This window comes from Thermocatellispora tengchongensis, assembly GCF_014202315.1.
Taxonomy (GTDB): domain Bacteria; phylum Actinomycetota; class Actinomycetes; order Streptosporangiales; family Streptosporangiaceae; genus Thermocatellispora; species Thermocatellispora tengchongensis.
Genome location: NZ_JACHGN010000014.1, coordinates 144,982 through 164,827 on the forward strand (window position 1 = coordinate 144,982; position 19,846 = coordinate 164,827).

The window sequence follows — 19,846 nt, forward strand, 5'->3', positions numbered from 1 at the left end:
GCGGGACCCGCCGATGACCCGCACGGTGCTGATCCTCGGCGGCACGGGCGAGGCGCGGGCGCTGGCCGCGGCGCTGGACCCGCTGCCGGGCGTGCGCGTGGTGTCCTCGCTGGCCGGGCGGGTGCGCGACCCTCGGCTGCCGGTCGGGGAGGTGCGCGAGGGCGGCTTCGGCGGCGCGGACGGGCTGGCCCGCTGGCTGCGCGAGCACGCGGTGGACGCGGTCGTGGACGCCACGCACCCCTTCGCGGCCAGGATGACCGCGTCGGCGGTGGAGGCGGCGGCCGCGACCGGCACGCCGCTGCTGGTGCTGCGCCGTCCCGGCTGGCGGGAGGGGCCCGGCGACGACTGGCGCTGGGCCGGGTCGGCGGAGGAGGCGGCGGCGCTGCTGCCCGGACTGGGCGAGCGGATCTTCCTGACGACCGGCCGCACCACCCTGGCCGCGTACGCCGGGCTGGACGCGCTGTGGTTCCTGGTCCGGGCCGTCGATCCGCCGCAGCCGCCGCTGCCGCGCAGGTCGCTGGTGGTGCTGGACCGCGGGCCGTACACGGTGGCGGGTGAGCTGGCGCTGATGCGCGAGCACCGGATCGAGGTGCTGGTCACCAAGGACAGCGGCGGCGAGATGACCTCCGCCAAGCTGGCCGCGGCCCGCGAGCTGGGCCTGCCGGCCGTGGTCGTGCGCCGCCCGCCCGCCCCGGAGGGCGTGCCGCTGGCCGCCACGGTGGCCGAGGCGCTGGAGTGGCTGGCCGCTCATGCCGGGTAGCGGCGCGGGGTGTAGACGACCTGACGCCCGCCGCGCTCGACGACCCTGGTGGTGGAGGAGCCGACGACGAGCAGGCAGCGCATGTCCACCTCGGCCGGGTCCAGCTCCCCGAGGGTGACCACGCGGACGCTCTCGGCGCTGCCGCCGACATCGCGGCCGATGACGACCGGCGTACGCGGGGCCCGGTGCTCCAGCAGCAGGTCCCGGGCGGCGGCGACCTGCCAGGTGCGGCTGCGCGACGCCGGGTTGTAGATCGCCAGCACCATGTCCGACCGGGCGGCGGCGGTGATCCGGGCGGCGACCACGTCCCACGGCTTGAGCAGGTCCGACAGGGACAGCACGCAGTAGTCGTGGCCGAGCGGCGCGCCCGCCCGGCTCGCGACCGCCTGGGCCGCGGTCAGGCCGGGCACCACGCGTACGGCGACGTCGGCGAACCTCGGCTCGGCGGCGGCCTCCAGCACCGCGCTGGCCATGGCGAACACACCCGGGTCGCCGGAGGAGACGACCGCCACCCGCGAGCCCGCGCGGGCCAGTTCCAGCGCGTGCACGGCCCGCCTGGCCTCCTCGCGGTTGTCGGTGGGGTGGCGGCGCTGGCGCGGGTTGGGCGGCACCCGGTCCAGGTAGGGGCCGTAGCCCACCAGCTCGTCCGCGGTGGCCAGGGCGTCCTGGGCCTCGGGGGTGAGCCAGGGCCGCCCGGCCGGGCCGAGCCCGACCACGACGACCTCCCCCTGACGCGGCTCCCCCTGACGCGGCTCCCGCTCCGGCGCGGGCTCGGGCAGGCCGGAGGGCGGGGTGAGCGGGCTGGGCAGCAGCGCGAGCGAGAAGTACGGCACGGTGGCCGGATCGACCTCCGCCAGCGGCTCGACGCGCTGCTTGTCGGTGGTGGCGCGCTCGACGTACCAGGCGTCGTCCAGGCGGCCGGCCTCGGCGAGGGCCGAGCGCACCTTGTCGAAGGTGCGGCCCAGCTTGAGCACGGCGGCGGAGTCGGTGGCGGCCAGCTTCCCGGCCAGCACCTCGGCGGGGAGCGTGCCCGGCAGCACGGTCAGGACCTCGTCCCGTTCCACCAGCGGGCGGCCGAGCACGGCGGACGCGCCGCTGACCGAGGTCACGCCGGGGACGACCTCGGTCGGGTAGCGGTGCGCGAGCCGCTTGTGGATGTGCATGTACGAGCCGTAGAACAGCGGGTCGCCCTCGCACAGCACGACCACGTCGCGCCCGGCGTCCAGGTGCTTGGCCAGGCGGGTGGCGCAGTCGGCGTAGAAGTCGTCCAGCGCGCCCTGGTAGCCGCCGGGGTGGTCGGTGGCCTCGGTGGTGACCGGGTAGATCAGCGCTTCCTCGATCTGGTCGCCGCGCAGGTAGGGCAGCGCCACCGACCGGGCGATGCTGCGGCCGTGCCGAGCGCTGTGGTAGGCGATCACGTCGGCCTGGCCGAGCAGCCTGGCGGCCTTGACCGTGACCAGCTCCGGATCGCCCGGCCCGAGCCCCACGCCGACCAGCCGCCCGGTGCGCCCGGTCTCCTCGGGCCGCCCGGTCTCCTCAGGCTGCCCGGTGTGTTCTGCCTGCCCGGTGTGTTCTGCCTGCCCGGTGTGGCCCGCCTGCCCGGTCTGCTCCACGCTCATTCCTCCTCGCTCGCGATGGCGTTGACCGCGGCGGCGGCCATCGCGCTGCCGCCTCGGCGGCCGTGCACGACCAGGTGCTCCAGCCCGGACTCGGCCAGCGCCTGCTTGGACTCGGCCGCCCCGATGAACCCCACCGGGACGCCGAGCACCGCCGCGGGCCGTCCCGCGCCCTCCTCGACCAGTTCGAGCAGGCGGAACAGCGCCGTCGGCGCGTTGCCGATGGCCACCACGGCGCCGTCGAGCCGGTCGCGCCACAGGTCCACGGCGGCGGCGCTGCGGGTGGTGCCCAGCCGCTCGGCGAGCGCGGGCACGGCCGGGTCGCCCAGCGTGCACAGCACGTCGTTGCCGGCGGGCAGGCGCCGCCTGGTCACCCCGGAGGCGACCATCATCGCGTCGCACAGCACCGGCGCCCCGGCGCGCAGCGCCTCGCGGGCCGCCGTGACGACCCCGGGCGACCAGGCGAGGTCCGCGACGAGATCGACCATCCCGCAGGCGTGGATCATGCGCACGGCCACCTGGGCGACCTGCGGCGGCAACGGCGCGAGGTCGGCCTCGGCCCGGATCGTGGCGAACGACCTGCGGTAGATCTCCGCGCCGTCCCTGACGTAGTCGATCACAGTCTCCTCACCAGTCGCTCGATCGCGCCGCTCGCGGCGCCGGTCACGCGGTAGCCCGCCGCCTCGGCCACGACGTCCACGGTCGTGTCGCGGGGGCGTCCGCAGCGGCGCTCGCAGCCGCTCCAGTGGATCACCTCGCCGCGGCGGGCGGACAGTGCGGCGAAGCGGGCGGCGTCCGCCCGCACGTCGGCGCGCGCCTTCGCGCAGCCGGGACGCCCGGTGCACGCGGTGAGCCCCGTGTACGGCGAGGCGGGGTCGGTCACCAGACCGGCCGCGGCGAGCGCGTCCAGCGCGCGCCGGGCGGCCTCAGGCCCGTCGAGGTCCGGCACGACGATCCCCCGCCACGGCGTGATCACCACCTCGCCGCCGAGCCCGGCCGCGACCTCCGCCTGCGCGGCCGACAGCCGCCCGAGCGGCGCCAGCGCCGCGACGGCGTACCGCCCGCCCCCGTCCTGCGCCACCAGGCCGCACAGCACGCGCCTCTCCGCCGCTCGGCGGTCGCCGTCCCCGCCCGCATCGAACCCGGCGGCCGGGGCGCCCGGCTCGGACGCGCCGGCGACGACGTGGGCATGCATGTGGGCGTGCACGTGGGGGTGCGCGTGCAGGCGGGCCGCGATCCGGGCGGGGCCGTCCTGTAACTCCTCGATCCGCCACGCGCCGGAGCCCTGCGCCTCGCGCTCGGCGAGGAACGCCTCGGCCACCGCGAGCATCACCCCGACCGCCTCGGCGGCCGGAGCGGACAGGGCGGACAGGGCGGCCAGGGCGGCCAGGGCCGGCGTGCCCATCAGGACCCGGACCTCGCCGGGGGCGGCCGGGACGAGGGTGACGTCGGCGCCGAGGCTGGTGACCGCGCCGGTGCCGTCGTCCAGGGCGAACAGGAACCGGCCGGGCAGGTCGGCCACCGCGGGCCGGGCGCACAGGCCCCGGTCCAGGGCGCGCACGAGGGGGCGTACGTCGAGCAGGGAGCCGGGGACCCGGCCGGAGAGGGGCGCGGCCACGATGTTGCGCACGCGTTCGTGGGTGGCGGAGGGCAGCAGACCGGCGGCGGCCATGCGCGCGGCGAGGGCCTGCCCGCCGGACAGGCCGCGCACCTGGAGGTTGGCCCGGGATGTGAGTTCGATCACCCCCGAGCCCAGCTCGCGGGCGGCCGCGGCCACCTCGCGTAGCTGCGCGGCGGTCAGCATGCCCCCGGGCACGCGGAGCCGCGCGAGGTCGCCATCTGCGGCGGGATGTACCTGAAGCGCCCCCGGACATGCGTCGCGTCGCAATCGTCCGGAGAAGTCGGCTATGGCCACGCTGAGGATGGTAACGCCACGTTCCTTGCCGGGAATCGGCCCGGCATGGTGTGATCGGGGGGACGGAATGGGAGGAAGCCGGTGCGAAACCGGCGCGGTCCCGCCACTGTAACCGGGGAGCGAACCCCACCCGAGGCCACGGTCCGGCGACGGACGGGAAGGCCGGGGCGAGCGCCGATCCGGGAGCCAGGAGACTTCCGCCGTCGCGTTCGACCACGACCCGGGGCGAGGACCCCGAGGGAGGACCACTGGTGCGCCCGACGCCGCCCGCCGTACCCTCCGGGGACGCGACGATCCTGCTGCTGTCCACCTCCGACACCGACCTGCTCAGCGCGCGCGCCGGCGGCGCCGCGTACAGGCTCGCCAACCCCGCGCGCGTGGACGTCGCCGCCCTGCCGGGCCTCCTGGACGGGGTGGACCTCGTCGTGGTGCGCCTGCTCGGCGGCCGGCGGGCCTGGGAGGAGGGCCTGGACGCGCTGCTGGCCGGCCCCCTGCCCGTGGTGGTGCTGGGCGGGGAGCAGGCGCCCGACGCCGAGCTGATGGAGCTGTCCACCGTGCCCGCCGGGGTGTGCGCCGAGGCGCACGCCTACCTCGCGCACGGCGGCCCGGCCAACCTGGCGCAGCTCCACGCGTTCCTGTGCGACACGGTGCTGCTGACCGGGCACGGGTTCGCGCCGCCCGAGCCCACGCCCGCCTGGGGCGTCCTGGAGCGGCCCAGCGCGCCGGGCGACGGCCCCACCGTGGGCGTCCTGTACTACCGCGCCCACCACGTCGCCGGGAACACCGCCTTCGTGGAGGCGCTGTGCGCGGCCGTGGAGCAGGCGGGCGGCAGGCCGCTGCCGGTGTACTGCGCCTCGCTGCGCGCCGCCGACCCCGGGCTGCTCGACGTGCTGCGCGCCGCCGACGTGCTCGTGGTCACGGTGCTCGCGGCCGGAGGCACCCGGCCCGCGACCGCCTCCGCCGGGGGCGACGACGCCGCCTGGGACGTGGGCGCGCTGGCCGGGCTGGACGTGCCGATCCTTCAGGCGCTGTGCCTGACCACGAGCCGGGAGGCGTGGGAGCGCGACGACGACGGCCTGTCCCCGCTCGACGCCGCCTCCCAGGTGGCGATCCCGGAGTTCGACGGACGGATCATCACGGTGCCGTTCTCGTTCAAGGAGATCGACGCGGACGGCCTGACCGTGTACGCCGCCGACCCCGAGCGGGCCGCGCGGGTGGCCGGGATCGCGGTCAGGCACGGCATGCTCCGGCACGTGCCGCCCGCCGAGCGCCGGATCGCGGTGATGCTGTCGGCGTACCCGACCAAGCACTCGCGGGTCGGCAACGCCGTCGGGCTGGACACCCCCGCCAGCGTGGTCGCGCTGCTGGCGGCCATGCGGGAGGCGGGCTACGACCTCGGCCCGGACGACGGCATCCCCGGGGTCGCCACCGGCGATGGCGACGCGCTGATCCACGCGCTGATCGCGGCGGGCGGGCAGGACCGCGACTGGCTGACCGAGGAGCAGATCGCCGGCAACCCGGTGCGGATCTCGGCGGCCGAGTACCGCGCCTGGTACCGCACCCTCCCGGGCGACCTGCGCGAGGAGATCGAGCGGCACTGGGGGCCGCCGCCGGGCGAGCTGTTCGTGGACCGCTCGCGCGACCCCGAGGGCGAGATCGTGCTGGCCGCGCTGCGCTCCGGCAACGCCGTGGTGATGGTGCAGCCGCCGCGCGGCTTCGGTGAGAACCCGATCGCGATCTACCACGACCCGGACCTGCCGCCCAGCCACCACTACCTGGCCGCCTACCGCTGGCTGGCCGCCGGGTTCGGCGCGCACGCCGTGGTGCACGTGGGCAAGCACGGCAACCTGGAGTGGCTGCCGGGCAAGTCGGCCGGGATGTCGGCCTCCTGCGGCCCGGACGCGGCGCTCGGCGACCTGCCGCTGGTCTACCCGTTCCTGGTCAACGACCCGGGCGAGGGCACCCAGGCCAAGCGGCGCGCGCACGCCGTGCTGGTGGACCACCTGGTGCCGCCGATGGCCCGCGCCGAGACGTACGGCGACATCGCCCGGCTGGAGCAACTGCTGGACGAGCACGCCACGATCGCGGCCATGGACCCGGCCAAGCTGCCCGCGATCCGGGCCCAGATCTGGACCCTGATCCAGGCGGCCCGGCTGGACCACGACCTCGGCGTGGACGACCGGCCGCACGACACCGAGTTCGACGACTTCCTGCTGCACGTGGACGGCTGGCTGTGCGAGGTCAAGGACGCGCAGATCCGCGACGGCCTGCACGTGCTCGGCGCGGCGCCGCAGGGCGAGGCGCGGGTGAACCTGGTGCTCGCCATGCTGCGCGCCCGCCAGCTCTGGGCGGGCCGGGAGGCGCTGCCCGGCCTGCGCGAGGCGCTGGGCCTGGCCGAGGACGGCACGGCCGGGCGGCTCGGCGTGGACGAGGCCGAGGCGCGGGCGCGGGCCCTGGTGGAGGCGATGGAGGCGCGCGGCTGGGCCCCGGACGCCGCGGCGGAGGTCGCCGCGGGCGAGGCGGCGGGCGTGCGCGCGGTGCTGGAGTTCGCGGCCACCGAGATCGTCCCCCGGCTGGCCGGGACCGCCGACGAGATCCGCATGGTGCTGCACGCGCTGGACGGCGGCTACGTGCCGGCCGGCCCCAGCGGGTCGCCGCTGCGCGGCCTGATCAACGTGCTGCCGACCGGGCGCAACTTCTACTCGGTCGATCCGCGCGCCGTGCCCAGCAGGCTGGCCTGGGAGACCGGCCAGGCGATGGCCGACTCGCTGCTCGACCGCTACCGGTCCGACACCGGCGAGTGGCCGCGCTCGGTCGGGCTGTCGGTGTGGGGCACCAGCGCGATGCGCACCGCGGGCGACGACGTGGCCGAGGTGCTGGCGCTGCTCGGCGTGCGCCCGGTGTGGGACGAGGCGTCCCGGCGGGTCACCGGCCTGGAGCCCGTCCCGCTCGCCGAGCTGGGCCGCCCGCGCATCGACGTCACCGTCCGCATCAGCGGGTTCTTCCGCGACGCGTTCCCGCACGTGGTGACGATGCTGGACGACGCCGTACGCCTGGTGGCCGGGCTGGACGAGCCCGCCGAGCAGAACCACGTGCGCGCCCACGTCGCCGCCGACCTGGCCGGCCACGGCGACGAGCGGCGCGCCACCCTGCGCGTGTTCGGCTCCCGCCCCGGCGCGTACGGCGCGGGCCTGCTGCCCCTGATCGACAGCGGCAACTGGCGCGACGACGCCGACCTGGCCGAGGTGTACGCCGTGTGGGGCGGCTTCGCCTACGGCCGCGACCTGGACGGCGTGCCCGCCAGGGCCGACATGGAGGCCGCCTACCGGCGCATCGCGGTCGCGGCCAAGAACGTGGACACCCGCGAACACGACATCGCCGACTCCGACGACTACTTCCAGTACCACGGCGGCATGATCGCGACGGTGCGCGCCCTCACCGGCCGCGCGCCGGCGGCGTACGTGGGCGACAGCACCCGCCCCGACGCCGTGCGCACCCGGACACTGCACGAGGAGACCTCGCGCGTCTTCCGCGCCCGCGTGGTCAACCCGAACTGGCTGGCCGCGATGCGCAGGCACGGCTACAAGGGCGCCTTCGAGCTGGCCGCGACGGTGGACTACCTGTTCGGCTACGACGCCACCACCGGCGTGATGGCCGACTGGATGTACGACCGCCTGGCCCAGACCTACGTCCTGGACCCGGTCAACCAGGAGTTCCTGGCCACCTCCAACCCCTGGGCGCTGCACGGCATCGCCGAACGCCTCCTGGAGGCCGCCGGCCGCGAGATGTGGCAGCACCCGGACCCGGAGACCCTGGCCGCCCTCCAGGAGGTCTACCTCAAGACCGAGGGCGACCTGGAGGACCGCTAGCGGCGGCGACCAGGCGGGCGGCCAGCTCGGGGGCGCCCGCCCAGTGCAGGTGCAGGTAGGAGGCGGACAGGGAGGGGGTGCCGAAGCCGTCGGCGCCGCCGCGCCAGCGGAACAGCGGGGTGGCGGCGTGCGCCGGGGTGACGGCCGTGCGGTGGAACTCGTGGCCGCGGTAGCGCTCGCCCTCGCGGGTGAGCACCGAGCCCGCGGTGGCCACGGCGTCGCGGTAGCCCAGGGTGAGCTTGGCGGTCATCGTGGCCGTGACGGGCAGGCGCCCGCACATGGGGTGGCCGTCCAGCTCGCGGGCGAGGTAGAGCAGGCCGGCGCACTCGGCGGCGATCGGGCCGTCGAACGCGGCCACCTGCTTGCGCAGCGGCTCGTTGGCCGACAGGCCGGGTGCGTGCATCTCGGGGAAGCCGCCGCCGATGACGAGGGCGGCCGTGCCCTCGGGCAGCAGCTCGTCGCGGAGCGGGTCGAAGGTCACCACGTCGGCGCCGGCGGCGGCCAGCAGTTCGGCCTGCTCGGCGTAGCCGAAGGTGAACGCGGCGCCGCCCGCCACCGCCACCACCGGCGACCCGCCGTGCTCCACCCGGGGCGGGGACCAGGGGGCGGCGTGCAGCGGGGGCGCGGCGCGGGCCACCGTCATCAGGGCGTCCAGGTCGCAGGAGGCGGCGATCAGGGCGGCCATGCGGTCCACCGCCGCCAGCGCCTCGGCCTGGCGCTCGGCGGCGGGGATCAGGCCGAGGTGGCGGGAGGGGGTGGCCACGCCGTCCGTACGGGGGACGGCGCCGAAGACCGGCACGCCGCTCTCGGCGAGCGCGGTGCGGCAGATCTCCTCGTGCCGGGGCGAGCCGACGTTGTTCAGCACCACCCCGGCCAGGCGCACCCGCCCGTCGTAGGCCGCGAAGCCCTGCACCAGCGCGGCCACGGAACGGCCCTGGCGGGCGGCGTCCACGACCATCACCACCGGCGCGGCCAGCAGCCGGGCCACGTGGGCGGTGGAGGCGAATCCGGTGGCGCCCGCGCCGTCGTACAGGCCCATGACGCCCTCGACGACCGCCACGTCCGCACCGGCGGCGCCGTGCAGGAACAGCGGGGCGATGAGGTCCTCGCCGGTCAGCCACGGGTCCAGGTTGCGGCCGGGACGGCCGGTGGCCAGGGCGTGGTAGCCGGGGTCGATGTAGTCGGGCCCCACCTTGTGCGGCGACACGCGCAGGCCACGGGCCCGCAGCGCGGCCATCAGCCCGGTCGCGACCGTGGTCTTGCCGCTTCCGGACGCCGCCGCGCCGATCACCAGCCGGGGGATCACCACTCGATGCCCTTCTGCCCCTTCTGGCCCGAATCCATGGGATGCCTGACCTTGCCCATCTCGGTCACCAGGTCGGCGGCCTCCACCAGGGCGGGCGCCGCGTTCCTGCCGGTGATCACCACGTGCTGGGTCCCGGGGCGGGCGGCCAGCGCGGCCACCACGTCGTCCACGTCCACCCAGCCCCACGCCATGGGGTAGGTGAACTCGTCGAGCACGTAGAAGCGGTACGTCTCGGCCGCCAGGTCGCGTTTGATCTGCTCCCACCCCTCGCGCGCCGCCGCCGCGTGGTCCTCCTCCGAGCCGCGGTGCCGCAGCCAGGACCACCCCTCCCCCATCTTGTGCCAGGCCACGGTGCCGCCCTCGCCCGACGCGCCGAGCACGCGCAGCGCCCGCTCCTCGCCGACCCGCCACTTGGCCGACTTCACGAACTGGAACACCCCGATCGGCCAGCCCTGGTTCCACGCCCGCAGCGCCATGCCGAACGCCGCCGTGGACTTGCCCTTGCCCGGCCCGGTGTGCACGATCAGCAGCGGCCTGGCCCGGCGTGCCCGGGTGGTCAGGCCGTCGTCCGGCACGTTCTCCGGCTTGCCCTGCGGCATCCTCAGCCCGCCTTCCCGCGCCTGGCGCGGACCAGCCCCGCCAGGCCGCCGTCCTTGAGCGCGTCCAGGGGCACGACCGGCATGTCCAGCCGGGCCGCGAGGTCTCCGGCCCGGCCCAGCCTGATCCGCCCCGACTCGCAGTCCACGACCACACCCGCGGTCCCGGCCAGCGGCGCGGCGGCGCGGGTCACGTCCCCCGCTCCGGCCGTCGCGCGGCCGTCGGTCACGATGACGAGCAGCGGGCGGCGGGCGGGGTCGCGCAGCCGCTCCACCCGCAGCACCTCCGCGGCCCGCACCAGCCCGGCGGCGAGCGGCGTACGCCCGCCGGTGGGCAGCTCGCGCAGCCGGGCCGCGCCGGCCTCCACCGAGGACGTCGGCGGCAGCGCCACCTCCGCGCCCGCGCCGCGGAAGGTGACCAGGCCGATCTTGTCGCGCCGCTGGTAGGCGTCGAGCAGCAGGCTCAGCACGGCCGCCTTCACCGCGCCCATCCGGCTCCGCGCGGCCATCGACCCGCTGGCGTCCACCACGAACAGCACGAGGTTGCCCTCCTTGCCCTCGCGCACGGCCTCACGCAGGTCGCCGTCCCGCAGCAGCAGGCCGGGCCCGCTCCGGCCGCGCTCGCGCTGGTGCGGCGCGGCGGCGAGGAGCGTCGCGGTCAGGTGCGGCCGGCGCAGCCGTCCCTCCGGCGGGCGCGAGCCGGTGGTCCGCCCGTACGGCGTGCGCGCCCGCGACCGCCGCCCCGCCGCGCCGTCCCCGATCCCCGGCACCTGGAACGAGCGCGCCGCCGGAACCCGGTACGGCTCCCCCGGCGCCACGATCCGCTCCCCCGGCCCGTCACCCGGCCCTTCACCCGGGCGATCGTCCCCGCCGTCGTCTCCACCGTCGCCTCCGTCACCGCCGCCGTCTCCCGAAGGCGGCGGCCCGGGGTCGTCGTCGCCGCCGTGCTCCTCAAGCAGTTCGTCGAGGCGCTCGTCGTCCAGGCCCGGGGTGTCGAACGGGTCGCGGCGGCGGCGGTGGGGCAGCGCGAGGCGGGCCGCCTCCCGTACGTCCTGCTCCGTCACCTCCGTACGCCCGTGCCAGGCCGCGTGCGCGATGGCCGCGTTCGCGGTCACCAGGTCGGCGCGCAGCCCGTCCACCTCGAACGCGGCGCAGATGGCGGCGATCTGGCGCAGCCGCGCGTCGGGCAGCGTCACCCGGGCCACCCGCTCGCTGGCGGCGGCCACGCGTGCGGCCAGCGCCGCCTCCTCCTCCGCCCACCGGGCGGCGAACCCCTCCGGATCGGCGTCGAAGGCCAGCCGCCGCCGTACGACCTCCGCCCGCTCGTCCGGGTCGCGCGAGGCCCGCACCTCGACGGTCAGCCCGAACCGGTCCAGGAGCTGAGGACGCAGCTCGCCCTCCTCCGGGTTCATGGTGCCCACGAGCAGGAAACGGGCGGCGTGCCGCACCGAGACCCCCTCGCGCTCCACGTAGGACCGGCCGAGCGCGGCGGCGTCGAGCAGCAGGTCCACGAGGTGGTCGTGCAGCAGGTTCACCTCATCGACGTAGAGCACCCCGCGGTGCGCGGCGGCCAGCAGCCCCGGCTCGAACGCCTTGACCCCCTCCGTCAGCGCCCGCTCGATGTCCAGCGAGCCCACCAGCCGGTCCTCCGACGCGCCCACCGGCAACTCCACGAGCGCCGCCGGCCGGACCCTGCCCGCCGCGCCCTCGCCATGCGGCCCGTCCGGGCACCCCGGGTCGGGCGCGGCGGGATCGCAGGCGAACCGGCACCCCTCCACGACCTCGACCCTCGGGAGCTGCGCGGCCAGCGCCCGCACGATGGTGGACTTCGCCGTCCCCTTCTCCCCGCGCACCAGCACCCCGCCCACCCGCGGCGACACCGCGTTGAGCACCAGGGCCAGCTTGAGATCCTCCAGCCCGACGACGGCACTGAAGGGATAGTGGGGGTGCTGATGACCCGTCACATCACGCCTCTCGTTTCACGACTGACGCCGCCCCCGGCTCGGGGCGGTGGTTGACCCGGCGGACGCGCCACCCGGCGGGGGTGGCGCTCAGCTCGGTCAGCGACAGCGGGGCCAGGTCGAACGCACCGGCGCCGGTCAGGCCCAGGACATGGCCGAGCGCGGCCCTGATCGGTCCGGCGTCGCAGCAGGCGACCGCCGGTTCCGCGGCGGTCGCGCGCCACTTCTCCAGCCAGGCGGCCACTCTGCGGGCCATCTCGGCGTCGCTCTCCCCGCCGGGCGGGGCCTGGGCGGGGTCCTCGCGCCAGCGGCGCAGCGCGTCGGGCTCGGCCAGGGCGACATCGGCGTACGGCAGGCCGCGCCAGCGCCCCGGGTCGGCCACGGCCAGTTCGGGGACGACCTCGGCCCGCCCCGGCGCCAGCGCCTCGGCCGTCTCCCGCGCCGCGGGCTCGGGCGCGGTGAACCACCGCCCCTCGGGCAGCGTGCCCGCCAGCCCGGCCGCCCGCGCCAGCCCGGCCGGGTCGGCACGCTCCCCCGCCGGGAAGCGCGCCGCCCGCATGGCGGGCGTGGACGCGTGCCGCACCAGGATCAGGCTGGGCACCGGGTCAGCCCGCCACGGCCGTGCGTGGCCGCCGCGGGCTGACGGCCAGCCGGAAGAAGGCGCCGAGTGCCGCCCACAGGACGAGCTGGGTGGCCAGGGAGGCCAGGCGGAAGTCCCACAGCAGGGTGGCGGGGAAGCCGGACGGGACCTCCTCCACCTCCGGGAGGACCAGCCAGGCCACGGCCACCGGGAGCAGGAACCCGAGGGCCCCCGCGGCCACCGGGTAGCGCGGGACCCTGCGGGCGCAGGTGACCGCGACCGCCAGGGACAACAGGCCGATGGCCACCATGACCAGGTACAGGACGGTACGGCTCCCGATGGTCTCGGGGTCGCCGACCGCGGGCGGGTTGGCGGGGTACTTCACGAACGGGACCAGCACCACCGCGACGAACGCGGCGGCGGCCATGACGGCGGCGAGGGTGCCCGCGGGCCGGGGCCCGATCCGGCCGCGCAGCGCGGCGAAGGCGAGGGCGAAGACGCCGCCCACCGCCGCGCCGTACAGGCCGAGGGCCAGGAACAGACCGGCGCGCTGGCCGTCCCGGCTGACCACGGCCTCGTCGTGGGAGTGGGAGTGGGCGGGGGCCTCGCTCTGGGCCTGGTCCTGGGCCGCGTGCGCGGCCTCCTCCAGGGCGATGGCCGCCTCGACCCGGGGCTCGCCCACGGCGTAGGCGAAGCACGCGGCGATGAGCCCGGCGGCCAGCCCGGCGAGCAGGCCCCGGACGAGCAGGGCGCGTATCACGACGCGCGCTCAGTGGCAGGGCACGCCGAGCAGGTGGCGCCCGTCGTGCATCAGCTCGTGCAGGTAGGAGCCCATCTGGGAGACCGCGCCCTGGTCGAAGGTGACCAGGTAGGCGACCAGCAGGAGCAGGGGTACGGCGGCGAGCAGCCAGGGCAGGAGCCGGGAGAGGGGGATGGGGGTGGTGGCGGTGAGCTCACTCATGCGATGCCTCCTTGGGAATGACGCGTCCCACTCGGTGAGGACGCGGCGGCCAAGTGACCTGGCTCCCGGAAGGCTGCTTCCGGATACAGTGGCGCGCCCGCACCGGCATCTCACCGGATTTCCCTCGGACCGCCGCGAAATCCCCCGGAACGTACCCTTTTATCACTCAATGCGTCAAGCGCCCCAGTCCAGCGGCACCGTAGTCTGATCGCGGGACGCGACGGGCGACACGAGGAGTGCGCGTGGGGGCGAAGTGGGCCGAGCACACGGTCTGGTGGCACGTCTACCCTCTCGGCTTCACCGGCGCCGAGAAGCAGGCGCTGCCGCCGGGCGAGCCGCCGCGCGACCGGCTGGCCCACATCGAGGGCTGGCTCGACTACGCGGTCGCGCTCGGCTGCTCCGGGCTGCTGCTCGGGCCGATATTCGAGGCCGAGACCCACGGCTACGACACCGTGGACCACTTCGCGATCGACCGGCGGCTCGGCGACGACGCCGCGTTCGACCGGCTGGTCGCGGCGGCGCGTGAGCGCGGGCTGCGGCTCGTGCTCGACGGCGTGTTCAACCACGTCGGGCGGGGCTTTCCCGCCTTCGTACGCGCCGAGGCCGGCGACCCGGCGTACACGCGCTGGTTCCGGCGCGGCGACGACGGCGAGTACGCCGACTTCGAGGGCCACCGCCACCTGGTGGCGCTCGACCACGACGAGCCCGCCGTGCTCGACCACGTCGTCCGGGTCATGACGCACTGGCTGGACCGGGGCGCGTCCGGCTGGCGGCTGGACGCCGCGTACGCCGTGCCGCCCGCGTTCTGGCGCGAGGCCCTGGCCCGGGTCCGCCGCGCCCACCCCGGCGCCTGGTTCGCCGGGGAGAAGATCCACGGCGACTACGCGGCGTACGCCGAGGCGTCCGGGCTGGACTCCCTCACCCAGTACGAGCTGTGGAAGGCCATCTGGAGCTCGCTCAACGACCGCAACTTCTTCGAGCTGGCCTGGGCCCTGGACCGGCACGTCAAGCTGCTCGACACCTTCGTGCCGCAGACCTTCGCCGGCAACCACGACGTGACCAGGCTCGCCGACAGGCTCGCCGACGAGCGGCATCTCGGCCACGCGCTCGCGGTGTTGCTCACCGTCGCGGGCGTGCCGAGCGTCTACTACGGCGACGAGCAGGGCCTGCGCGGCGTCAAGGAGGAGCGGGCCGGCGGCGACGACGCGATCCGCCCGGCGTTCCCCGACCGGCCCGGCGGCCTCGACCCCGCGGGCCTGCCGGTCTACCGGCTGCACCAGCGCCTGATCGCGCTGCGCCGCCGCCACCCGTGGCTGGTGCGGGCCCGTACGGCCGCCGCGCACCTCACCAACCGGGCGGTCGCGCTGCGCTCGGAGGGCGACGCCGGCCAGACCCTGATCACGCTGCTCAACGTGGACGACGAGGAGTACCGGTTCCCGCTGGACCTCGCCGGCCTCGCCGTCGCCGGCTCCTCCCAGGGCCCGGAGCGGCACCACGGCGACCCGGCGGTCGTCCCCGCGCACGGCTGGACGATCCTGGCCTGACGCCCCTCTTCTAGGGGATGTCCTTCTAGGGGATGTCGGCGGTCTGCACCGTGGCGATCTCGCCCATGGCCGCCGACAGGCACAGGTCGAGCGGGTAGGAGGTGACGGCGAGCAGGTCGGCCACGAGCAGCGGGCCGTACGCCGCGGTGTCGCGGGGCGACAGCGGCGGGGCCTCCTCCGCGCCCGGGTGCACCCCCAGCGCGCCCGAGAGCATCAGCACCAGGGCGGTGACGTCCACGCGCAGGGTCTCGGCGGGCAGCCACCGGGCGGTCTGGCCCGCCACGCGGTCCAGCACCGCGCGCACGTCGTCGCTCGCGATCCCGCCGTGGTGCAGGTTCTCCAGCAGCATGCGCACCATCGCCCCCATGACCAGCCCCGACTGCGCCGGATCGGCCGCCGCGAGCCGCGCCACGGCCTCGCCGTACGCCTCGTGGTCGCGCGCCATGGCCGCCTTGACGGCCTCGTGCACGGCCCCCGCGATGCCGCGGGCCGGTTCGGGCAGATCGCGCCAGGACGCGGGGTGGGGCAGCTCACGCCAAGACACGGTCATGGTTTCCTTCCTCAGGGCGATGCGAGGGACGCCGCAGGACAGGATGGCACACACCACCCCGCCCACCACGGGAAATCCGCCGTACGTGGCCGGACCCACAAGATTGTCGGTGGGGTTCTCTACGATGAGCGGCCTGATGGAGGGAGCCCGCCGATGCTGGACGCGATGATCGTGCCGTTGCTGGTCACCACCGACCTGCCGCCCGGGTCCGACGTGGCGCAGTTCGGGCGCATCGTCACCGGCGCGGTGCGCACGCTCCGCCGCGGCGACCTCGCCTACCCCGGTTACCTGCACGGGCGCACGTTCTGGCTCGACCGCCCCGGCCCGCCGGGCGGGCTGCGGCGCGAGGAGCTGCGCTTCGCGGCGCTGCTCGGCTTCCTGTCGGCGGCCGGCCCGCGCGGCTCGGCCCGCGAGGTGGTGGCCGACGCCCGCGCGGCGATCACGGTCGCGATCTCGGCCCGCTACGGCGACCTGGGCAGCCCGCCGGCGGTGATGGGCATCCGCAGCGAGGACGTCCGCGAGCGCACCCCCGAGACCGCCGTCACCGCGATCACCTCCGACGCGGTGCCCGAGCTCGCCGCGGTGACCCGCTCCTATCTCTGACCCCCGTGGTCTCCGGCGCCGCGACCCGCTTGATCAAGGTTTGACCCATCGATCGCGGCCCAATCACCCGCCAGGGGTTTCACTCTGATTTGGGTAAGGGCAGGATGGTCGCCACAGCACAAGCCATGGCCTGTGTGTGACAGTGACGGTCACGAGTGCTGGAGGCCGCGATGGACCTGACGGTGCAAGTGGTGCTGCTGGACCACCGGGTCGCGGTGGTCACGGTCGCCGGCGAGCTGGACATGCTGACGGTGCCGCTGCTCGAAGCGGCACTCCGGGACCTGCCCGAGTCCGGGGTCCGGCGCGTCGTGCTCGACGTCACCGACCTGGGGTTCTGCGACGCGGCGGGCGTCCATCTGCTGCAGCGCGCCCATCGCGGCCTGGCCGCGGCCGGCGGCGGCCTCGGCCTGGCGGGCGCGGGCCGCATCCTGCGCCACCTGCTCACGCTGACCTGCGTCGACGCCATCCCCCTGTACGCGAGCGCCGCCCAGGCGATCCAGGCACTCGACGCACTGGCCGCCCAGCAGGGCGGCCCGCTGCCCCGGGAGCCGGAACGGGCCCAGCGACCGCCCCACCCCGAACGGAGACCGCCCGGGGAGACACGGCCCGAGCCGGGGCCCACGCGTGAGCGGGGACCGCTCCCGGAGTCAGGGCCGGGGCCGTCCCGGGAGCCGGGCCCGCTCGGGGAGTCGCGGCCCGAGCCGGGGCCGTCCCGGGAGCCGGGCGCGCTCGGGGAGGCGCGGCCCGAGCCGGGGCCGTGGCGGGAGCCCGAGCCGGGGCCCGCGCGTGAGCGGGGACCGCTCCCGCAGTCGGGGCCGGGGCCGTGGCGGGAGCGGGGACCGCTTGGGGAAACGTGGCCGGAGCCGCCGGGGGCGTCGCAGCCGGGCGGGGGGCGTGACGACGTGCCGCGTCCGCCGCGTGGGCGGCAGCGTCATCTGCCGCGGCTGCGGGTCCTGGGGCCGCTGCCCGAGTCGCGCCGCCGCACCGCGCTCGCCGTCGCGCGCAGGCACGCCGCCATGCGGTCCCCGGCGCCGCCGCCCGGCCAGGAGCCGCAGCCGCGGCCCCCGGATCGCGACCAGCCCCGGTGAACCGCCGCATGCGGGCCCCCCGCCGGGGCGGGGCCTTGTAGGTTCATGCCATGAACGCGCACCGCTTCGGGCTCGGGCTGGCGGCGCTGGGCCGGCCGGCGTACATCACGCTGGGCCGGGAGGAGGATCTCGGCGGCGACCGCAGCGTGGCCGCCATGCGCTCGCGCACGTGGGAGGTGCTCGACGCGGCCTGGGCGGCGGGGGTGCGCTACTTCGACGCGGCCCGGTCGTACGGGCGGGCGGAGGAGTTCCTGGCCGGGTGGCTGCGCGAGCGGGCGATCCCGGCGGGCACGGTGTCGGTCGGCTCCAAGTGGGGCTACGCGTACGTCGGCGGCTGGCGGATGGACGCCGAGCAGCAGGAGGTCAAGGAGCTGTCGGCGGAACGGCTGCGCGCCCAGCTCGCCGAGAGCCGGGAGCTGCTGGGGCCGTACCTGTCGCTGTACCAGATCCACTCGGCCACGGCCGAGAGCGGGGTGCTGCGCGACGCCGAGGTGCTGGCCGTGCTGCGCGAGCTGCGCGCCGACGGCGTGGCCATCGGCGTCACGACCACCGGGCCGCGCCAGGCCGAGACCGTGGACCTCGCCGTGGAGGCGGGGATCTTCGACACCGTGCAGTCCACCTGGAACCTGCTGGAGCCCTCGGCGGGGCCCGCGCTGGCGCGGGCGTACGAGGCGGGACTGACCGTGATCGTCAAGGAGGGCGTGGCGAACGGCCGCCTCACCGCGCGGGCCGCGCCCCCGGCGCTCGCCGAGGCCGCCCGCGAGCGCGGCGTGACCCCCGACGCCCTGGCCCTGGCCGCCGTCCTGGCCCGGCCGTGGACCGGCGTGGTGCTCAGCGGCGCCGCCACGACGGCCCAGCTCGACAGCAACCTGTCCGCGTCCGGGGTGAAGTGGACCGAGGACCTGGACGAGCGGCTGTCCGGCCTGGCCGAGCCTCCCGGCGCCTACTGGTCCACCCGGGCCTCCCTGCCCTGGCACTGACCCCGCCCGGGGCCGATGCCCGCCGCGCCCCCTGGGCGGCGACGTGACAGAATGCGGGTATCCGTCCACGAGCAGGAGGTCGCCATGTCCGCCACCCCGTCGGAACCCGATCCCGAGATTCGGCCCGAAGACGCGGCGGCTCAGACCGAGGGCGCGACCGACCCCGACGACGAGCTGAAGCGGAAGTTCCGTGAGGCCCTGGAGCGCAAGCGCAGGTCGGAGGCCGAGGCCAACGGCGGCGGCCACGCCCGGGGCAACTCCAAGATCCACGGGGCCCACGGGCCCGCCGCGCACCGCCGCTCCTTCCGGCGCAAGAGCGGCGGCTGACGGACGGCAGACGCAGGCCCCGGCTCGCCCACCCCGCCCGCCCGGTTCAGGCACCCTGCCTCAAGCCCGGTGCGCGGCACGCCTGGGGCCGGTCACGCACGCGCTCGGGCCGGTTCACGCCGCGCGCGGAGCCGGTTCGGCGCGGGGCCTCAGGTCGGCTCGCACACCCTGCCGTCGCCGTCGCGGTCGAGGTACCAGGCGTACTCCGGATCGGCCCCGCGCACGTACGGTCCCTTGCCCGCCCGGTTGGCCTCCTCGCAGGTGGCGTAGCGCGGGTCGGCGGCGCCCTCCAGGATGAGCGCCGGCGGGGTCGTCGCGCCGGGCTGCTGTGAGAACCCCGGCGGGGTCGGCACGCCCGGCGTGGGGGCAGGGCTCGCGGGCGGCGGAGTCGGCGTGGTGGGCGGGCCGGTCGGGTCGCCGGTGGCGCCGGGCGGGGGCGTGCCCACACCCGCGCCCACGCCGACGCGCAGCACGATCGGGTCGCCGTACGCCGCGGTGGTGCCCGCCACCGGCTGCTGCTCGGCGACGACGAGAGCCTGGCCCGGCTGCTGGGCGGTGGCCGGCGGCTCCACGACCACGTTGGTGAAACCGAGGTTCTGCAGCACCCCGCGGGCCTCGTCGGGCGACAGGCCCGTCACGTCGGGCAGCGTGCCCCCGGCCGCGGGACTCTCGGACGCCGGGGCGGCCTGGACGTCCTCGGCCACCGGGCCCGGCTTGATGCCGCCGGTGAACACGATCGCGAGCGCGGCGGCCACCGAGCAGCACGCCAGCAGCACCCCGATCACCAGCATCGAGATCCGGAACGTGCGGGTGGTCCGCAGCGACGGCGGATCGGGCGGCGGCGTCGGCATCGGCGACCACATCGGCCCGCCCATCGGCGTACCTCCAGGACCGGGCGCCCACCAGCCGGGGACGGTCCACCAGCCGGGCACGGGCGCGGGTCCCACCCCCGGCGGCGGCCAGTGGGCGGGCGGAGGCCACTGAGGTGGCTGTGGCGGCGGCCACGGCCCGCCCGGGGGTGGGTGACTCATCAGGCTCCCTCGGCGCCCCGATACGCCAACGAGTTTTGGTCCAACGTTACCCTTCGCATGCCCCGGCGTGGGCCCGAGCACGGCGAGTGACCCACCGTGACCAGCGATGCCGTTGGCACCGGGGTCGCGATGGAGTGCCGCGCATTGGGTAGCGTGGCC

Annotated in this window: 18 protein-coding genes and 2 riboswitches; of the genes, 7 read left to right on the top strand and 11 right to left on the bottom strand. The window is 76.4% G+C overall.

Annotation, left to right across the window (positions count from 1 at the left end):
• The first annotated feature begins 13 nt into the window (after positions 1–13).
• Positions 14–760 carry a cobalt-precorrin-6A reductase gene (locus tag HNP84_RS30110; protein WP_185053306.1) on the top strand — a complete coding sequence of 249 codons (747 nt, stop codon included), beginning with the start codon at positions 14–16 and terminating at the stop codon, positions 758–760.
• On the opposite strand, the gene HNP84_RS30115 is transcribed toward HNP84_RS30110, so the two are convergent.
• Genes HNP84_RS30115 through cobG form a run of 3 tightly spaced genes read right to left on the bottom strand, consistent with a single transcriptional unit; the run spans position 748 to position 4,291 of the window.
• On the bottom strand, positions 748–2,379 hold the full coding sequence (locus HNP84_RS30115; protein WP_185053307.1) for a precorrin-2 C(20)-methyltransferase: 1,632 nt from the start codon (positions 2,377–2,379) through the stop codon (positions 748–750). The two genes, HNP84_RS30110 and HNP84_RS30115, sit on opposite strands and share 13 nt — an antisense overlap.
• Positions 2,376–2,996 carry a precorrin-8X methylmutase gene (locus HNP84_RS30120; RefSeq protein ID WP_185053308.1) on the bottom strand — a complete coding sequence of 207 codons (621 nt, stop codon included), beginning with the start codon at positions 2,994–2,996 and terminating at the stop codon, positions 2,376–2,378. Before HNP84_RS30120 ends, HNP84_RS30115 begins: the two co-directional genes overlap by 4 nt.
• Positions 2,993–4,291, bottom strand: coding sequence for a precorrin-3B synthase (cobG, locus tag HNP84_RS30125; RefSeq protein WP_221336918.1), 1,299 nt, complete (start codon positions 4,289–4,291; stop codon positions 2,993–2,995). The genes HNP84_RS30120 and cobG overlap by 4 nt, the downstream gene beginning before the upstream one ends.
• A gap of 45 nt (positions 4,292–4,336) precedes the next feature.
• A riboswitch (cobalamin riboswitch) is annotated at positions 4,337–4,508 on the top strand.
• Positions 4,509–4,542: 34 nt separating this feature from the next.
• Here cobG and cobN point away from each other — a divergent pair.
• Positions 4,543–8,160, top strand: a complete 3,618-nt coding sequence (gene cobN / locus HNP84_RS30130) for a cobaltochelatase subunit CobN (protein WP_312926013.1) — start codon at positions 4,543–4,545, stop codon at positions 8,158–8,160.
• On the opposite strand, the gene HNP84_RS30135 is transcribed toward cobN, so the two are convergent.
• Genes HNP84_RS30135 through HNP84_RS30160 form a run of 6 tightly spaced genes read right to left on the bottom strand, consistent with a single transcriptional unit; the run spans position 8,129 to position 13,564 of the window.
• Positions 8,129–9,466 carry a cobyrinic acid a,c-diamide synthase CobB gene (locus HNP84_RS30135; RefSeq protein WP_185053475.1) on the bottom strand — a complete coding sequence of 446 codons (1,338 nt, stop codon included), beginning with the start codon at positions 9,464–9,466 and terminating at the stop codon, positions 8,129–8,131. The two genes, cobN and HNP84_RS30135, sit on opposite strands and share 32 nt — an antisense overlap.
• Positions 9,463–10,065: a cob(I)yrinic acid a,c-diamide adenosyltransferase gene (gene cobO, locus HNP84_RS30140; protein WP_185053309.1), complete on the bottom strand. Its 603-nt coding sequence runs from the start codon at positions 10,063–10,065 to the stop codon at positions 9,463–9,465. Before cobO ends, HNP84_RS30135 begins: the two co-directional genes overlap by 4 nt.
• A 2-nt stretch (positions 10,066–10,067) precedes the next feature.
• Positions 10,068–12,026, bottom strand: a complete 1,959-nt coding sequence (locus HNP84_RS30145; RefSeq protein WP_185053310.1) for a VWA domain-containing protein — start codon at positions 12,024–12,026, stop codon at positions 10,068–10,070.
• A gap of 1 nt (position 12,027) precedes the next feature.
• Positions 12,028–12,624 (bottom strand): histidine phosphatase family protein, encoded by a 597-nt coding sequence (locus HNP84_RS30150; protein WP_185053311.1) that lies wholly within the window; start codon positions 12,622–12,624, stop codon positions 12,028–12,030.
• Positions 12,625–12,628: 4 nt separating this feature from the next.
• Complete coding sequence (locus HNP84_RS30155; RefSeq protein ID WP_185053312.1) at positions 12,629–13,363, bottom strand: CbtA family protein; 735 nt, start codon at positions 13,361–13,363, stop codon at positions 12,629–12,631.
• Between the two features lie 9 nt (positions 13,364–13,372).
• The gene (locus HNP84_RS30160; protein WP_185053313.1) at positions 13,373–13,564 is read right to left on the bottom strand and encodes a CbtB domain-containing protein; all 192 of its coding nucleotides are present in this window, start codon (positions 13,562–13,564) and stop codon (positions 13,373–13,375) included.
• 30 nt (positions 13,565–13,594) lie between these two features.
• Positions 13,595–13,713, bottom strand: a riboswitch (cobalamin riboswitch).
• Positions 13,714–13,806: 93 nt separating this feature from the next.
• Between HNP84_RS30160 and HNP84_RS30165 the strand changes: the two genes are divergently transcribed.
• Positions 13,807–15,108 (top strand): alpha-amylase family glycosyl hydrolase, encoded by a 1,302-nt coding sequence (locus tag HNP84_RS30165; protein WP_185053314.1) that lies wholly within the window; start codon positions 13,807–13,809, stop codon positions 15,106–15,108.
• A gap of 25 nt (positions 15,109–15,133) precedes the next feature.
• Here HNP84_RS30165 and HNP84_RS30170 read toward each other — a convergent pair whose 3' ends face one another.
• Positions 15,134–15,658: a hypothetical protein gene (locus HNP84_RS30170; protein WP_185053315.1), complete on the bottom strand. Its 525-nt coding sequence runs from the start codon at positions 15,656–15,658 to the stop codon at positions 15,134–15,136.
• 153 nt (positions 15,659–15,811) lie between these two features.
• Between HNP84_RS30170 and HNP84_RS30175 the strand changes: the two genes are divergently transcribed.
• From HNP84_RS30175 to HNP84_RS30190, 4 genes are all read left to right on the top strand, one after another.
• Positions 15,812–16,261, top strand: a complete 450-nt coding sequence (locus HNP84_RS30175) for a hypothetical protein (RefSeq protein ID WP_185053316.1) — start codon at positions 15,812–15,814, stop codon at positions 16,259–16,261.
• A 170-nt stretch (positions 16,262–16,431) separates the two neighbouring features.
• Complete coding sequence (locus tag HNP84_RS55340; RefSeq protein ID WP_185053317.1) at positions 16,432–17,349, top strand: STAS domain-containing protein; 918 nt, start codon at positions 16,432–16,434, stop codon at positions 17,347–17,349.
• 50 nt (positions 17,350–17,399) lie between these two features.
• A complete protein-coding gene (locus HNP84_RS30185) occupies positions 17,400–18,329 on the top strand; it encodes an aldo/keto reductase (protein ID WP_185053318.1) in 930 nt (309 codons plus the stop codon).
• A gap of 51 nt (positions 18,330–18,380) precedes the next feature.
• Entirely contained in the window at positions 18,381–18,656 is a 276-nt protein-coding gene (locus HNP84_RS30190; RefSeq protein ID WP_246518922.1) for a DUF5302 domain-containing protein, read from the top strand.
• 149 nt (positions 18,657–18,805) lie between these two features.
• Here HNP84_RS30190 and HNP84_RS30195 read toward each other — a convergent pair whose 3' ends face one another.
• Positions 18,806–19,531: an excalibur calcium-binding domain-containing protein gene (locus HNP84_RS30195; protein ID WP_185053319.1), complete on the bottom strand. Its 726-nt coding sequence runs from the start codon at positions 19,529–19,531 to the stop codon at positions 18,806–18,808.
• Positions 19,532–19,846 lie beyond the last annotated feature (315 nt).

Coding starts and splice junctions, on each gene's coding strand:
- HNP84_RS30115 (WP_185053307.1), bottom strand. CDS start 2,379: ATGAGCGTGGAGCAGACCGGGCAGGCGGGCCACACCGGGCAGGCAGAA.
- HNP84_RS30185 (WP_185053318.1), top strand. CDS start 17,400: ATGAACGCGCACCGCTTCGGGCTCGGGCTGGCGGCGCTGGGCCGGCCG.
- HNP84_RS30160 (WP_185053313.1), bottom strand. CDS start 13,564: ATGAGTGAGCTCACCGCCACCACCCCCATCCCCCTCTCCCGGCTCCTG.
- HNP84_RS55340 (WP_185053317.1), top strand. CDS start 16,432: ATGGACCTGACGGTGCAAGTGGTGCTGCTGGACCACCGGGTCGCGGTG.
- HNP84_RS30175 (WP_185053316.1), top strand. CDS start 15,812: ATGCTGGACGCGATGATCGTGCCGTTGCTGGTCACCACCGACCTGCCG.
- HNP84_RS30110 (WP_185053306.1), top strand. CDS start 14: ATGACCCGCACGGTGCTGATCCTCGGCGGCACGGGCGAGGCGCGGGCG.
- HNP84_RS30195 (WP_185053319.1), bottom strand. CDS start 19,531: ATGGGCGGGCCGATGTGGTCGCCGATGCCGACGCCGCCGCCCGATCCG.
- HNP84_RS30170 (WP_185053315.1), bottom strand. CDS start 15,658: ATGACCGTGTCTTGGCGTGAGCTGCCCCACCCCGCGTCCTGGCGCGAT.
- cobO (WP_185053309.1), bottom strand. CDS start 10,065: ATGCCGCAGGGCAAGCCGGAGAACGTGCCGGACGACGGCCTGACCACC.
- HNP84_RS30190 (WP_246518922.1), top strand. CDS start 18,381: ATGCGGGTATCCGTCCACGAGCAGGAGGTCGCCATGTCCGCCACCCCG.